The sequence below is a fragment of the Rhizobium sp. USDA 3886 genome, from assembly GCF_056279785.1.
In genome coordinates this window covers 1,635,201-1,649,769 of sequence record NZ_JBWCDC010000003.1, presented here as the reverse complement: position 1 = coordinate 1,649,769, position 14,569 = coordinate 1,635,201, and the positions used below count along the sequence as shown (strand labels likewise).

Sequence of the window (14,569 nt, the reverse complement as noted above, 5' to 3'; positions counted from 1 at the left end):
TCAGATCTCCAGGGACGGAAGGATGTGTTCGGAAACGGACGTGTTCAATGCGCCGGTTGCAACGAGTTCGCTGACGGCGCGTAGATCGTCCGCCATGTAGCGATCGACCTCCAGCGTCGGCACCACATTGCGGATGACAGCGATCGCCTTTTGCAGTTCAGGGCTGGTCGCAAGCGGCGCGCGCAATTCGACGCCTTGCGCGGCCGTCAGCGCCTCGATACCGACGATGCCGAAGAGATTTTCGGTCATCTGCAGCAGACGGCGCGCACCATGGCAGGCCATGGAAACATGGTCCTCCTGGTTTGCCGACGTCGGCGTTGAGTCGACGGAAGCCGGATGCGACATCTGTTTGTTTTCGGACATCAGCGCGGCAGAGGTGACTTCCGCGATCATCAGGCCGGAATTGAGCCCCGGCTTCTTGGCGAGAAAGGCCGGAAGCCCGTAGGAAAGAGCCGGATCGACCAGAAGCGCGATACGGCGCTGCGAAATTGCGCCGATCTCGCAGATCGCAAGCGCGATCTGATCGGCGGCGAAGGCGACCGGCTCGGCATGAAAATTGCCGCCGGAAACGACGGAGTTGTCGGAAAGCACCAGCGGATTGTCGGTCACTGCATTGGCTTCGATTTCGAGCGTGCGGGCAACAGAACGCAGGAGATCGAGACATGCACCATCGACCTGCGGCTGGCAGCGGATGCAATAGGGATCCTGCACACGCTCGTCGCCTTCGACATGACTTTCACGAATGACAGAGCTTTCAAGTAGCGTCCGAAGTGCGGCTGCCGTATCGATCTGGCCGCGATGACCGCGCAGCGTATGGATATCCGGATGGAATGGTGCTGACGAACCCATCGCGGCATCGGTCGACATGGCACCGGTGATCAGGGCCGCCTGAGCGGCACGATGTGCGCGGAAGAGACCGGCGAGCGCGAGCGCGGTCGAGGTCTGCGTGCCGTTGATCAGTGCAAGGCCTTCCTTTGCGGCGAGAATCACCGGCTTGAGGCCAGCCCGATTCAAGGCCTCCCCGCCTGGAAGGCGCTCACCTTTGAAGAGGGCTTCGGCCTCTCCCATCATCACCGCCGCCAGATGGGCAAGCGGTGCAAGATCGCCCGAGGCCCCGACGGAACCTTTTTCCGGAATGACCGGGATGACGCCCTTGTCCAGCATTCCCTCGATCAGCCGCACCAGCTCCAGCCGTACACCGGAAGCGCCGCGGCCAAGTGACACGAGCTTCAGCGCCATGACGAGGCGCACGACATTCTCCGGCAGCGGTGCGCCGACGCCGCAGCAGTGCGAAAGGATAAGATTGCGCTGAAGTGTGGCGACATCGGCGCTGTCGATCTTGATCGAGGCAAGCTTTCCGAAGCCGGTATTGATGCCGTAGACGGGCGCATTGCCGGCGGCGATCTCGGCGATGCGCGCCGCGGCCTTTTGAATTCCAGCATCGAAGGTGGCATCGAGCTTTGCCGGTTCGCCGGTCCAGTAGATCGTTTCCAGCTGTTTCAGAAAAACGGAACCTGGATGGAGGATGATGGTCAACGGTCGATCCTTTCGCCCTTGAAGACACGCGCAAAAAGCGGGTTGAAGCCGATGCGATAGACAAGCTCGGCCGGGCTCTCGATATCCCAGATGGCAAGATCGGCCGATTTTCCGGCCTGGATCGTGCCGGTTTCGGCAAGAAGGCCGAGTGCGCGAGCGCCTTCACGTGTGGCGCCTGCAATACATTCCTCAACCGTCAGGCCAAACAGCGTCGCCGACATATTCATCGCCAGAAGCAGGGAGGTGAGGGGCGAGGTGCCTGGGTTGCAATCCGTCGCGACGGCGATCGGAACACCGGCGGCACGTAGCGCGTTTACCGGCGGCTTCTGCTTTTCGTTGATCGCGTAAAACGCGCCGGGCAGCAGCACCGCGACGGTTCCGGCTGCCGCCATGGCGACCACGCCGTCGTCATCGAGATATTCGAGATGATCCGCCGAAAGCGCACCATACTCGGCGGCAAGCTCGGCGCCGCCCAGATTGGATAGCTGCTCGGCATGCAGCTTGACGGGGAGGCCGAGCGCCTCGGCGCGATCAAAGACAAGGCCAATCTCTTCCGCAGAGAAGGCAATCCCTTCGCAGAAACCATCGACCGCATCGACAAGGCCTTTGCCATGTGCCTCTTCGAGAGCGGGCAGCACGATGTCGGATATATAATCGCGGTTGCGGCCCTTGTATTCGGTGGGGGTCGCATGGGCGCCGAGATAGCTCGTGTTGACGCGCACAGGCCGCGCATAGCCGAGCGCTCGGGCAGCCTCCAGCATCTTTACTTCGCCAGCGATGCAGAGACCGTAGCCCGACTTGATCTCGATCGTCGTCACGCCTTCGGAAAGCAGCGTATCGAGGCGGGGCAGTGAAGCTTGCACAAGGCCTTCGACGGAAAGCGCATTCGTCGCCTTGACCGAGGAGACGATGCCGCCGCCGGCGCGGGCAATCTCTTCATAGGATGCGCCCGCAAGCCGCATTTCGAATTCGCGCGCGCGGTTGCCACCATGAACGATGTGGGTGTGGCAATCGATAAGCCCCGGCGTCACCCAACGGCCTTCAAGGTCGACGATTTCGGCACGCTCGATGACCGAAACGGGCAGCTCGCCTTCCGGACCGGCATAGGAAATGCGGCCGTTATCGGTGACGATCGCGCCTTTTTCGACGGTGCCTAAACCTGGCTTACCCGGATCGAGCGTCATGAGCCGGCCGTTGCGCCAGAGGCTCGGTCTCTGCTCCTTCGTAAAAAGATTGTTCCCGCTCATCAGCTTTACGCCTTTCCTTATGCCGAAACATGTATATACATAATAATCGGGTGACAAGTGGAAATTTGGGCATTTCCATGGAAAAGAAAGATAGAAGGCTCACAGGAAGGGAAAAGGCGATGACGACACTTCATGCGGCGACCGCACTCTTGCCGGAGGGGTGGCGAAGCGACGTACGACTGTCGCTTGAAGGCGGCCGTATCGCGAAGATCGAGACCGGCGCGAAGGCCGAGGCGACCGACGAGCGCCACCACCTCCTTATTCCTGCGATGCCCAACCTGCACAGCCATGCCTTCCAGCGCGCCATGGCAGGCCTTGGCGAAGTCCGTGGTCCTGCAAATGACAGCTTCTGGAGCTGGCGCACGGTCATGTACAGGTTCGCGCTTTCGATGACGCCGGAGCATGTGGAGGCGGTTGCCGCACAGCTTTACATGGAAATGCTTGAAGCCGGCTTTTCGCGTGTCGGCGAATTCCATTATCTGCATCATGACAAGGACGGCAGTCCTTACGCTAATATTGCGGAGCTGGCGGAACGCATCGGCGCCGCGAGCAAGACGGCAGGTATAAGCCTGACATTGCTGCCGGTCTTTTACGCGCATTCCGGGTTCGGCGGTGCAGCGCCCGTCGAAGGCCAGCGGCGCTTCATCAATTCGCTCGAGAGCTTCGGCAAATTGATGGAGCGGGCACGCGCGGTCACCCAAAAGCTGGAAGGCGGAAAGCTTGGTATGGCACCTCACAGCCTGCGCGCCGTCACACCCGATGAGATGGCAAAGCTCCTGCCGCTTGCAGAAGGCGGACCGGTCCATATCCACGTCGCCGAACAGGTGAGAGAAGTGGACGATTGCATCGCCTGGTCAGGCGCAAGACCCGTCGAGTGGCTTCTTGAGCATGCGCCCGTCGACCGCCGCTGGTGCCTTATCCATGCCACCCACATGACCGACGATGAAACCCGGCGCATGGCGAAAAGCGGTGCGATCGCCGGTCTTTTGCCCGATCACCGAGGCCAATCTCGGCGACGGCACCTTTCAGGCGCCGCTTTTCCTCGAAGAGGGCGGACGATATGGCGTCGGGTCGGATTCGAATGTGCAGATCTCGCTTCCTGGAGAACTCCGCCAGTTCGAATATTCCGAACGGCTGGCGCTTCGCGCCCGCAACGTGATTGCCAAGAGCGGTAGCTCGACGGGCCGTGCCTTGCTGGACAATGCACTTGCGGGCGGCAGTGCGGCTCTCGATGCTGCAGGGGGTCTCGCTGAAGGCAACTATGCGGATATCGTCGCGCTCGATTGTGGCACAGTGCCTTATCTCACCGATGACCATATCCTCGACCACTGGATCTTTGCCGGCGGCGTCGCTGTCGATTGCGTCTGGGCCTTTGGGCGCAAACAGGTCGAAGCCGGCCGTCATCGGCAGCGCGAGGCGATCAATCGGCGTTTCCTCGCAGCAATGCACGAGCTGGTCGCCGCCTAAGTCTTTCTTGCCGCTGCGTTCCAACTAGAGCAGCGGACCCGAAGCGGAGTGAGTTATGAACGGCAGCAAAGATGCGACCCTGCATCAGCGCATCTTGAGCGAGATCGAAGGCCGCATCGTCTCCGGCGAGTGGCAGCCTGGTTATCGCATCCCCTTTGAGGTCGATCTCGCGATGCAATATGGATGCTCACGAATGACCGTCAACAAAGTGCTGACGCAACTCGCAAAAGCCGGACTGATCGAGCGCCGCAAGAAGTCCGGCAGCTTCGTCACCCAGCCGCAGGCACAGTCGGCCGTACTGGAAATCCACGACATCAAGGCGGAAGTTCAGTCGCTGAACTTGCCCTACTCCTATTCGGTCACGAAAAGTGTAAGCCGCAAAATAAAGGCCGAAGACAAACTCGATCTTCCGGCGGGCGGTCTCGTGAAAGAGATCGTTTGCGTCCATTTCGCGGGGACCCGGCCTTTCTGCCTGGAGCAGCGCTTGATCAATCTTAGTGCAGTCCCGGAAGCGGCCGATGCCGACTTCGGCGTGCTCGCCCCTGGCGCCTGGCTCTTAAAACAGGTCCCGTGGAGTGCGGCGGAGCACAAGATTTACGCGTTTGAGGCCGGTGCTGAGGAAGCAGCCGCGCTCGGCATCGCCCGTTCGACAGCCTGCCTCGTTATCGAGCGTCGCACCTGGAGCAGCGCCGGATCGGTCACGCATGTGCGTTTTACCTATCCCGGAGACCGCCATGCGCTCGTCGCGCGCTTCAGCCCGGCCTCCTGAGAATTTGCAGCAAGTCTATTGCGAATCATGCTGCAAATAGCGGAAGTAAACGTCGAGATGACTTCCGGCCGATAACAAGATGCGCTACGAAATCGACAACGCAATGCTGAAGAGCCTGCTGCCTGCAATCGCGCTGGCGGAAGATATGCTGGCCAGGCTGGATGAGAGAGCAGCCCGTTCGCCTGTCGGCGACGGTTTTGCCGAACGCGGCCACTTTTTCGATGCCGCAAGCGCTCTCTGGGTTGCGGGAGAACTCGTACATGTCGAAGACCTGGTGCTGCATGATGCACATATGGACAGCCGGACGCCGAGCCACGAGCTGACGATTGCCCATGCCGTCCTGCGGGCGCGTCGCCGCATCTGGACGGCCGAACCCACCTGGGCGCTCAGTGCTGCCGGATTGAATGCGCTTGCCGGCGCCGGTCTGGAGGAAACCGGGCGCGCAACAGAAGTGAAGGGGGCGATAGCGCCGCCCGATGAAGCGGAGGAGGAAGCCGAAGCGCTGCTATCGGTGGAACTTGCCGAGATCGACGCCGTACTCGCCCGCTCTCAGCGATTACTCGATACCCATCTCGGCGGAGCTCCTGCGGTGGAAGAAAGGCCGAAGGAGACGCGCGCCGATCCGCTCGGCCTCTTCGGCGACGACGAATGGGACGAGGCCCAGCGCCTATCCGATTGGCGTGCGGTCATTCCGCTTGCCGACGAGTTGCCTCCTGCCTTGGCCGCCGCAGTGCTTTTCGAGGCGTGGGAGAGAACCGAGCCGATCAGACGCCAGCACTGGCTGGGCGGCCTCCTTGTTTCGAGCTATTTGCGGTCCCGTGGCAAGGTCGCCTCGCATCTCTTTTCCTTCTATGCCGGTTTGAAGTCCGTCCGCCACGAGCGGCGACGGTCGCGCGATCGCATGACGCGGCTGCTCGCTTTCCTGGAGGCGATGCGTGAGAGTGCCGCCGCCGGCCTGAAGGAGATGGACCGCTTGTCTCTTGCCCGCACCCAGATGGAGCTGCGCTTCAGGGATCGCCGCTCAAACAGCAGTCTGCCGCAGCTTGCGGAATTCGTCCTTTCGCGCCCCATAGTGTCCTCGGCGATGGTCGCCCGCCAATTGCGGGTCACGAGCCGGGGTGCCCTCAATCTGCTGAACGAAATCGGCATCCGCGAAATCACCGGCCGCGGACGTTACCGCGCTTGGGGCATCATCTGACACAAAAGAAAGACGGCCGGACATCAAGCCCGGCCGTCTCTTTAGGTGAACGCCCGGCCCGCCATCCTGTCACAGATTGCAGGCCGGGCGCTCGTGCGCTTCCTTTGCCCCCAGAAGCGCGGTCTTTATTCCCGCTCGCCGGTGAAGTTGAGCAGGAGCTGGAAGATGTTCACGAAGTTCAGGTAGAGCGAGAGCGCGCCAAAGACGGCAAGCTTCTGGTTCGATTCCTGATCGTGGTTTTCCGAAAACTGTTCCTTGATGTTCTGCGTGTCCCAGGCGGTCAGGCCGACGAAGACGAGGATACCTATCACCGAGATGGCGAACTGCAGCGCGCTCGAACCCAGGAAGAGGTTGACGATGCTGGCAATGATGACGCCGATCAGGCCCATGATCAGGAACGAGCCGAAGCGGGAAAGATCACGCTTGGTCGCGTAGCCATAGAGGCTGGTCGCGCCGAACATCGTCGCGGCGATGAAGAACGTGCGCGCGATGCTCGTGCCGGTGAAGACGAGGAATACCGAGGCCAGCGATAGACCCATCACCGCGCAGAACGCCCAGAACGTCATTTGCGCGGCACTTGCCGACATTGTCTGGATGCGGAACGAGAAGAAGAAGACGAAGGCAAGCGGTGCAAGCATCACTACCCACTTCAGCGGCGACTGGAAGATCGGCACGTAAAGGGCCGGCGTGCTGCCGACGATGAAGGCGACGATCCCGGTGATGACGAGACCGAGACCCATGTAGTTATAAACGCGCAGCATGTGCTTGCGGAGGCCCTCGTCGAAGAGGACCTGCGAGCTGGCGGCAGAGCCGTAGCCGTAACGCGGATTGTTCGGATTCATTTTGATCTCCTCTGGTTCAAACTAGTAGAGCGAACGGGCGAGCCGCTCGGCAGCCCGGTCGAGTTCAAGATCCCTGTCGCTGGCGATCAGTGCATAGGCGACCTCGCCGATCTGCCAGTAAGCGGCCTCGGCATTGTCGAGCGCCAGATGGCTGACCGGCCGAACGGCAAAAGCGCCCGGCCGCACGGCAAAAAGCGAAAGCCGCTTGCCGTCCGGTTCCCGGATTGCCATTTCGACGCTCGGGCCGAATTCGGACGGAAAAATCTGGACATCGGAAACCTCCCACTCCTTCGGCAGGTCCGGCATCACGATCGCGGTATCCGCGCGAATCTCGTCAGGATTATATTTCGCAGCCGTCTGCGAAGGCATCGTTTCGCGAAGTTTGGCCGTCTGGTAGGCCTGCACCGCATCCTCGACATAGGGCGGAGCTGGAACGGACGCGACAACCTCCGTCGCCGTAAAGGCGCCAAAGGAGGTATGTGCCACCCAGCCTGCCATCACGAGCACGCCGACGGCAGCGGCCCGCTGAACCGCATGCAAGATACGGCCGTAAGAGAGACCACGCTCCAGACGCCGTGCGGCATCCCGAGTCTCGATCCGGCCGAAGGCACTTTCGCCGGCAAGCGCCAGGCGCAGCTCGCCCTTCATGCTGAGATCGGCCATTACCTTTGCAGCAATCGCCGGGTTCTCGGAAAGATAGGATTCCACCTGAATGCGGCGCGCCACGTCCAGCTCGCCATCCACATAGGCGTCGAGATCGGCATCGATGATCGGATCAACTGCTTTCATTGCCGTTCCTTCCGATTAACCTCAGGTGCGAGGCGCGCGGCGTTGCTGCCTCGAATTCGCGAAGCTGCGCGCGGGCGCGTGAGACCCGCGACATCAGCGTTCCGACCGGGATGCCGAGCGAGGCTGCAGCTTCCTGATAGGAAAGATCCTCGATCGCAACGAGATGCAGTGCCTCGCGCTGTTCTTCCGGCAGGTCGAAGAAAGCGTCACGGACCTGCTGAAGACGCACCGCATGTTCCTGTCCCGCCGGCAGCGACGGATCCGTCTCAAGAGCCGCTTCATCGTGCCGGCGCGCTACGGACCGGTTCTGACGAACCCGATCGATATGGGCGTTGTGCAAAATGGAAAGCAGCCAGGTGCGTAGGTTGCCGGCACGCCGGAAGCTCTGCCGCTTCTCGAAGGCGCGCACGAGCGCATCATGCACAAGGTCTTCAGCGTCATCCGAATTGCGCACCAGCGCACGCGCGTAACGTCTGAGTACCGCGAGTTGCCCGATGACGTCGAAGGGCCGTTCTTTCCGTTCCATGATTGAGTATACGATTGCCGATGATGTTTTATTCCGAAAAATTTTCGCCCATATGCGATTGGAATGTATCGATTGGGTTGGCATTTGGAATTACATCGCTATATCTGTATAGCAATGTAGGGAGATGGAACGATGCTCGCCTTAAGGCTTCCACCTGAGATAGAGGCCCGGCTTGATGAACTTGCCAAGCGCACAGGCCGCAGCAAAAGCTTTTACGCACGCGAGGCAATCCTCGAGCATCTGGATGATCTTGAGGATGTTTATCTTGCAGAAAAGCGTCTTGAGGATGTCCGGAGCGGCCGAAGTGATACGGTTTCGCTAGAAGAGCTCATGAAGGCCTATGGCCTGGAGAATTAAGTTCGAACGCGCCGCCGAACGTGAGCTTGCCAAACTCGGCAGCGACGTTGCCAAGCGCGTTCTCGCTTTCCTGCACGAGCGTGTCGCGAAACTCGAAAACCCGCGGTTGATCGGTGAAGCACTAAAAGGTTCCGAACTTGGTGATTTCTGGAAATACCGCGTCGGTGACTACCGCATCATTGCGAATATAGAAGATCAAACTGTTCGGATTCTGATCGTGCGCATCGGAAATCGGCGGGATATCTATCAGCGGTAGCGTTCAGGGTCTCCGCCCATCCGACAACTCCTCCAGTATCGGGCAGTCCGGCCGGTCGTTGCCGTGGCAGGCATGCACAAGATGCTCCAGCGTGCGCCGCAATTCCAACATCTCCCGGATCTTCCGGTCGATCTCATGGAGCTTGCCTTGTGCGATCTCCTTCACGTCGGCGCTTGCCCGGCTTTTGTCCTCGTAAAGCGCCAGCAGTTGCCGGCATTCCTCGACAGAAAAGCCGAGCCCGCGGGAACGTTGGAGGAAACGCAACTTGTGAACATCGGCGGCCTCATAGTCGCGATAGCCGTTTCCGCCCCTTCCGGGGCGGATCAAACCGATATCCTCGTAGTAGCGGATGGTCTTGGGTGGCAGACCGGAGCGGTCCGATGCTTCGCCGATGTTCATTCTTTTGTCCTCTCAGAGTTTCTGGAGCCTCAGCCTCAGCGCGTTGCCGATGACGGAGACAGACGATAGGCTCATGGCCGCTGCCGCAATCATCGGCGAAAGCAGCAGGCCGAAGATCGGGTAGAGCACGCCTGCGGCGACCGGCACACCGAGAGCATTGTAGCCGAAAGCGAAGCCGAGATTCTGGCGGATGTTGCGCATCGTCGCCTCCGCCAGCCGCCGGGCACGCACGATCCCGTTGAGGTCACCCTTCACCAAGGTAATGCCGGCACTTTCCATCGCCACATCCGCCCCCGTTCCCATGGCGATGCCGACATCTGCGGCGGCAAGTGCCGGAGCGTCGTTCACGCCGTCGCCGGCCATTGCAACGACCGCACCCTTTGCATGCAGTTCGTCGATCAGCGCCTTCTTGTCTTCCGGCAAAACGTCGGCGCGCACCTCATCGATCCCGAGACTTTTTGCGACGGCGTTTGCCGTGCGCTCATTGTCGCCAGTCGCCATGATGATGCGCAGCCCGCTTTCGTGCAGCGCGCGGATCGCCTCAGCGGTCGTCGCCTTGATCCGGTCGGCAACCGCAACGAAACCCGCAAGACTGCCGTCGATGACGACGAACATCACGGTCTTGCCCTCGTCGCGCAGGGCGCGGGTCTTTTCGGCAAGCGGCGCGGTATCAATGCCGAGATCGTTCATCATCGCGGCATTGCCGAGCGCTACGGCCGTGTTGTCCACATCGCCTTTCACGCCTTTACCGGTGATAGCCTCGAAGCCCGTGACATCGATTGGCTTGATCTTGCGCTCTTCCGCACCGGAGACAATTGCCTCGGCCAGCGGATGTTCTGACCCGCGTTCCAGACTTGCCGCCAATAGGAGCAACTTCTGTTCATCTGTGCCGCCAACCGGGACGACGTCCGTGAGGCGGGGCTTGCCTTCCGTCAAAGTGCCGGTCTTATCGACGATCAGCGTATCGACCTTCGAAAAACGTTCCAGCGCTTCGGCATCCTTGATCAGCACGCCCTCCTGCGCGCCCCGCCCGGTGGCGATCATGATCGACATCGGGGTTGCAAGGCCAAGTGCGCAGGGGCAAGCGATGATGAGCACGGCAACCGCGGCAAGCAGGCCATGTGCCATCGGCGGCACCGGCCCGAAAATTGCCCAGGCGATGAAGGCGACGATCGCCGTTACAACAACGGCAGGCACGAAGAAGGCCGAGACCCGGTCAACCGCGGCCTGGATCGGCGCCCGCGAGCGCTGCGCCTTGGCGACCATGTCGACGATGCGCGACAAGGTTGTTTCCGCACCTACGCGCTCTGCCGTCATCACGAAAGTGCCGTTCCGGTTGATCGTCCCGCCGGTGACGGCATCGCCCTTCGTCTTTTCGACCGGTAGCGGTTCGCCGGTAATCATGGATTCATCGATGGTCGATTGCCCATCGATGACCGACCCGTCGACTGGAACGCGTTCGCCTGGCCGCACCCGCAGCAGGTCGCCGCTCGCGATCTCGTCCACCTCGATATCCGTTTCGCTGCCGTCTGCATTGATGCGGCGTGCCGTCTTCGGCGCAAGGTCGAGCAAGGCCCGTATGGCCGAGCCCGTCCGCTCGCGCGCCTTCAATTCCAGCACCTGGCCGACGAAGACCAGCGCCACGATGACGGACGCCGCCTCGAAATAGACGGGCGCAGTCTCGCCATGACCCCGGAAGCTCATGGGGAAAAGGCCGGGCGCAAGCACAGCGACCACGCTGTAGACATAAGCAGTGCCCACGCCGAGGCCAATCAGCGTCCACATGTTCGGGCTGCGGTTGAGGAATGAGTTCCAAGCCCGACGAAAGAAGGGCAGGGCAGCCCAAAGCACGACAGGGGTTGCGAGCAAAAGTTCGATCCAGCTTGCCAGTGGCTCGCCGATCGCATCGCGCAACGGCAGTCCGATCATCGGACCCATGCCGAGAACGAGCAGCGGAATGGCCAAAGCGGCGCTTATCCAGAGCCTCCGCGTGAAATCGGTAAGCTCCGGGTTCGGGCCCTCGTCTGCCGGCGGAACACCCATCGGTTCCAACGCCATGCCGCATTTCGGGCAGTCGCCCGGATGATCGCTGACGACTTCCGGATGCATCGGGCAGGTATATTGCGTACCCTTGGGCATAGGTTTTTGTGCCGGCCGTTTTCCGTGGCGATAGATTTCCGGATCGGCCTCGAACTTTGCCTTGCATCCCGCCGAACAGAAGTAGAACTTCTCGCCGTCGTGCTTCAGGAAATGCAGCGCGGTCGCGCGATTGACGGACATGCCGCAAACCGGATCCTTGGCCATGAGATAATCCTGCGGATTGGCTTCGAATTTCTTCCGGCAACCGTCGGAGCAGAAATGATAGGCGCGGCCCTGGTAATTGAGGCTCGGCTTGTCCGCATCCGGATCTACCATCATGCCGCAGACGGGATCACGGGCAAATATGGCCCCGCCGGTGTCGGCGCTACCGTGCCCGCAGGAACAACTGCCGGTGCCGTGATGGTGGTGATCGTGCGTATTCATAGGCTTCTCCTTTGTCCCGACGGGCAGTGGATAGGCTTATGCACCTTCCAGCAACTGGAAGGTCAAGTGATGATTTCATGCTCTTCGATATCGGTCTCCCAAGGCTCGATGAGAGCCACAGGCTGGCTGCCGAGTAGCGCCGAAAGCGACAGCTCGCCTCCCGGCTCGAGCATCCTACCGGTCAAGAGATCGCAGCGGAGGCCATCGAAGGAGGCAGGCACCTGGATCATCGTATCGTTCCAGAATTCCGGCCCGGCGAACAGAACGCCTGGATCCAGCCAGCCGAGCATCAACCGTGGAACGACTGTCATCGCGTAGGTTCCGTTCAACTCTCGCGCAAAGGCAACGACATGATCCTTGCGGCTGCCGGACACTTTAAGCGGAACATAGGCGCCTTTCGCAAAAAGCTCCGGTTGCCGCTTTCGAAGATGGAGACCGATTTCGACGATGCGCTGTTTCAGCGCAGGTACAGTCAGACTTACGACCGGCACTCCTTCCAGGAGGCTGGCAGACAAGGCCGTCATGTCGACAGGCCTGCGGTTGTCAGGGTCGACGAGGCTTAAATCGAAAAGCTCCGCGCCCTGATAAATATCGGGAATGCCGGGTGCTGTCAGCTTTATCAGCGTCTGCGACAGGCTGTTCAGATAGCCGGCCTCGATGAACGGCCGCATCACCGTTCCGAAATCCTCGTGAAAGGCGAGGTTGGTCGATGAAAGCAACGCTGTTGCATAAGCTCTAACCGCCGCCTCGTATCCGGCATGCGGCTCATCCCAGCTCGTACCGTGCTTTGCTTCACGGACCGCCTTTTCCGCATAAGCGGTGAAGCGTCCTGTCAGCGCTTCAGCCTCTCCGTTTGAGAAATCCTCCGGCCAGATCCCGGTAAGCGCCTGATAGAGCATCCATTCGACGTTCGGTTCAGGCGTCAAGCCGCTTGGCAATTCGACCAGATGGTCGCGGTTCATCTCGCGCCAGCGCTCCACCGCCTGCACCCAGACATCGGCTCCTTCGCTCAAGGTATAGAGCCTTGCGCGGGCATCCTCGCCGCGCTTGGTATCGTGTGTCGATGTCGCCGAAAGCCCGTGCGGCACAAGCCGCGCGCGCTTAAGCATCAGTGCATGGAAAGCCTCGACGCCGCCCGGCGTCATATCTGGATCGCCGCCGACTTCGTTTACACCAAGCAACCGGTTGTAGCGATAAAAGAGCGTGTCCTCCATTGCCTTCGCCATGACAGGTCCGCTCAACTGCTGGAAGCGGCGACGGAACTCTTTCGCCTCTGCTCCCCGTACCTCACCTTTCAAGAGCCTTGCCACGACGTCGATCGCCCGCTGGTCGGCAAGCTTTTCTGCCGCGCTGGAAACGACCCCGCCGAGCACGTCCGCATCCCGCGCGTCAAGCCGACCTTTGCTGCCATAGATGCGATAGACGGGAAAGGCGATCAACAACTCGCGGATAGCTGCCGCAATCCCGGCGCGCTCAAGGTCGGGATAAAGGCCATGGACGATCTTCACCAGCCGCGTCGTCTCGCCTTCGAAGTTGCGTTCCACCATCAATTGCTTGGCTGCGCGAAGACCGGCTGCAATATCGGCCATGTCCGGGGCGATATTCGCATAGGCGGTGCCAAGCTGTTGCAGGCCACCGCCGTCGATGAAAAGGTGGCCAAGCGCCGAAATGAACTCGTAGCCGGTGGTCCCGGCGATCGGCCAGCTTGCGGGTAGTTTTTCGTCGCGACCGAGGATTTTCTCGACAACGATATAGGTTTCCGGTCCTGCTTCGGCGCGGAGTCTTTGCAGGTATTGCTTCGGATCTGCCAAGCCGTCGATATGGTCGAGCCGCAAACCTTGCACCTGCCCGGAGCGCACAAGTTCGAGAATGAGCCGGTGGCTATCTTCGAAAACCTGCTCGTCCTCGACGCGCAGGCCGACCAGCTCCGTCACCTCGAAAAAACGCCGATAGCTCAGATGTCTTGCCGCCTCTTTCCAATGGATCAATCGCCAGTGCTGGGCCTCGTGCAGGCGAGCGATCAGCTCTTTGTCTTTCGAAAGCCACGCCGGCTCATCTGTGCTTGCTGAAACAACCTCGGCGCTGCCGGGGTTCAACGGCAAAAGCGTGTCGCAATAACCAAGCACCGGTTCGCCATTTTCCGGATCGCGCTCAAGCCGCAGCTCGCCATCCGACAGGGCGTCTTCGAACGGCTTGCCGAGGATCGGCAGAGTCAGCCGTTCGCTCCAGTCGATATCGAAATATCGTGCATAGGGGCTTTCCTGCCCAAGCTTCAGCACGCTCCGCCACCAGGGGCTTTCCGTCGAGGCGGCCATATGGTTGGGCACGATATCGAGGATGAGGCCAAGCCCGGCGTCTTTCAAAGCACTGCTCAACCGGTTAAAACCCTCCCGTCCGCCGATTGCCGGATCGATCTTATTGGCGTCAGTCACGTCATAGCCATGCGTCGAACCCGTCGTCGCGGCGAAGATCGGCGAAGCGTAGAGATGGCTGATGCCAAGGGCTTTGAAATACGGCACACATTCGATCGCCCGGTCGAACGTCATGCCGTTGCGGAATTGAATGCGGTATGTCGATGTCGGAAGCGTCATGTCGCCCGCTCTTCCGAGGGAGACGGCCCGAAACGGTGACATCGGGCGCTCTGTTCCCCCAATTCCAAG

The 14,569-nt window shown here is 60.6% G+C and carries 12 protein-coding genes and 1 pseudogene; 5 read left to right on the top strand and 8 right to left on the bottom strand.

Annotated elements, in window-relative coordinates:
- Entirely contained in the window at positions 1 to 1,536 is a 1,536-nt protein-coding gene (gene hutH / locus ACZ9BX_RS30795; RefSeq protein ID WP_476222056.1) for a histidine ammonia-lyase, read from the bottom strand.
- Complete coding sequence (hutI, locus tag ACZ9BX_RS30790; RefSeq protein ID WP_476222055.1) at positions 1,533 to 2,783, bottom strand: imidazolonepropionase; 1,251 nt, start codon at positions 2,781 to 2,783, stop codon at positions 1,533 to 1,535. Before hutI ends, hutH begins: the two co-directional genes overlap by 4 nt.
- Positions 2,784 to 2,902: 119 nt before the next feature.
- Here hutI and ACZ9BX_RS30785 point away from each other — a divergent pair.
- From ACZ9BX_RS30785 to ACZ9BX_RS30775, 3 genes and pseudogenes are all read left to right on the top strand, one after another.
- Positions 2,903 to 4,250, top strand: a pseudogene (locus ACZ9BX_RS30785) (formimidoylglutamate deiminase).
- A gap of 55 nt (positions 4,251 to 4,305) precedes the next feature.
- On the top strand, positions 4,306 to 5,019 hold the full coding sequence (hutC, locus tag ACZ9BX_RS30780; protein ID WP_132565678.1) for a histidine utilization repressor: 714 nt from the start codon (positions 4,306 to 4,308) through the stop codon (positions 5,017 to 5,019).
- A gap of 79 nt (positions 5,020 to 5,098) precedes the next feature.
- Positions 5,099 to 6,217: an RHE_PE00001 family protein gene (locus tag ACZ9BX_RS30775; RefSeq protein WP_476222053.1), complete on the top strand. Its 1,119-nt coding sequence runs from the start codon at positions 5,099 to 5,101 to the stop codon at positions 6,215 to 6,217.
- A 125-nt stretch (positions 6,218 to 6,342) separates the two neighbouring features.
- Here ACZ9BX_RS30775 and ACZ9BX_RS30770 read toward each other — a convergent pair whose 3' ends face one another.
- The 3 genes from ACZ9BX_RS30770 to ACZ9BX_RS30760 are packed head-to-tail and all read right to left on the bottom strand — an operon-like array spanning position 6,343 to position 8,374.
- Entirely contained in the window at positions 6,343 to 7,059 is a 717-nt protein-coding gene (locus ACZ9BX_RS30770) for a Bax inhibitor-1/YccA family protein (RefSeq protein ID WP_476222052.1), read from the bottom strand.
- A 21-nt stretch (positions 7,060 to 7,080) separates the two neighbouring features.
- On the bottom strand, positions 7,081 to 7,848 hold the full coding sequence (locus tag ACZ9BX_RS30765) for an anti-sigma factor family protein (RefSeq protein WP_476222051.1): 768 nt from the start codon (positions 7,846 to 7,848) through the stop codon (positions 7,081 to 7,083).
- On the bottom strand, positions 7,835 to 8,374 hold the full coding sequence (locus ACZ9BX_RS30760; RefSeq protein WP_476222049.1) for a sigma-70 family RNA polymerase sigma factor: 540 nt from the start codon (positions 8,372 to 8,374) through the stop codon (positions 7,835 to 7,837). Before ACZ9BX_RS30760 ends, ACZ9BX_RS30765 begins: the two co-directional genes overlap by 14 nt.
- Before the next feature lie 132 nt (positions 8,375 to 8,506).
- On the opposite strand from ACZ9BX_RS30760, the gene relB reads away from it, so the two are divergent.
- Together relB and ACZ9BX_RS30750 are read left to right on the top strand one after the other, a co-directional pair.
- Complete coding sequence (gene relB, locus ACZ9BX_RS30755; RefSeq protein WP_476222048.1) at positions 8,507 to 8,731, top strand: type II toxin-antitoxin system RelB family antitoxin; 225 nt, start codon at positions 8,507 to 8,509, stop codon at positions 8,729 to 8,731.
- On the top strand, positions 8,715 to 8,987 hold the full coding sequence (locus ACZ9BX_RS30750; protein ID WP_476222046.1) for a type II toxin-antitoxin system RelE family toxin: 273 nt from the start codon (positions 8,715 to 8,717) through the stop codon (positions 8,985 to 8,987). Before relB ends, ACZ9BX_RS30750 begins: the two co-directional genes overlap by 17 nt.
- Positions 8,988 to 8,990: 3 nt before the next feature.
- Here the strand turns inward: ACZ9BX_RS30750 and cueR are convergent, their stop codons facing one another.
- The 3 genes from cueR to treY form a co-directional block, all read right to left on the bottom strand.
- Positions 8,991 to 9,386 (bottom strand): Cu(I)-responsive transcriptional regulator, encoded by a 396-nt coding sequence (gene cueR, locus ACZ9BX_RS30745; RefSeq protein WP_132565657.1) that lies wholly within the window; start codon positions 9,384 to 9,386, stop codon positions 8,991 to 8,993.
- A gap of 12 nt (positions 9,387 to 9,398) precedes the next feature.
- The gene (locus ACZ9BX_RS30740; RefSeq protein WP_476222044.1) at positions 9,399 to 11,909 is read right to left on the bottom strand and encodes a heavy metal translocating P-type ATPase; all 2,511 of its coding nucleotides are present in this window, start codon (positions 11,907 to 11,909) and stop codon (positions 9,399 to 9,401) included.
- Positions 11,910 to 11,971: 62 nt separating this feature from the next.
- Positions 11,972 to 14,500 carry a malto-oligosyltrehalose synthase gene (gene treY, locus ACZ9BX_RS30735; RefSeq protein WP_476222043.1) on the bottom strand — a complete coding sequence of 843 codons (2,529 nt, stop codon included), beginning with the start codon at positions 14,498 to 14,500 and terminating at the stop codon, positions 11,972 to 11,974.
- Positions 14,501 to 14,569 lie beyond the last annotated feature (69 nt).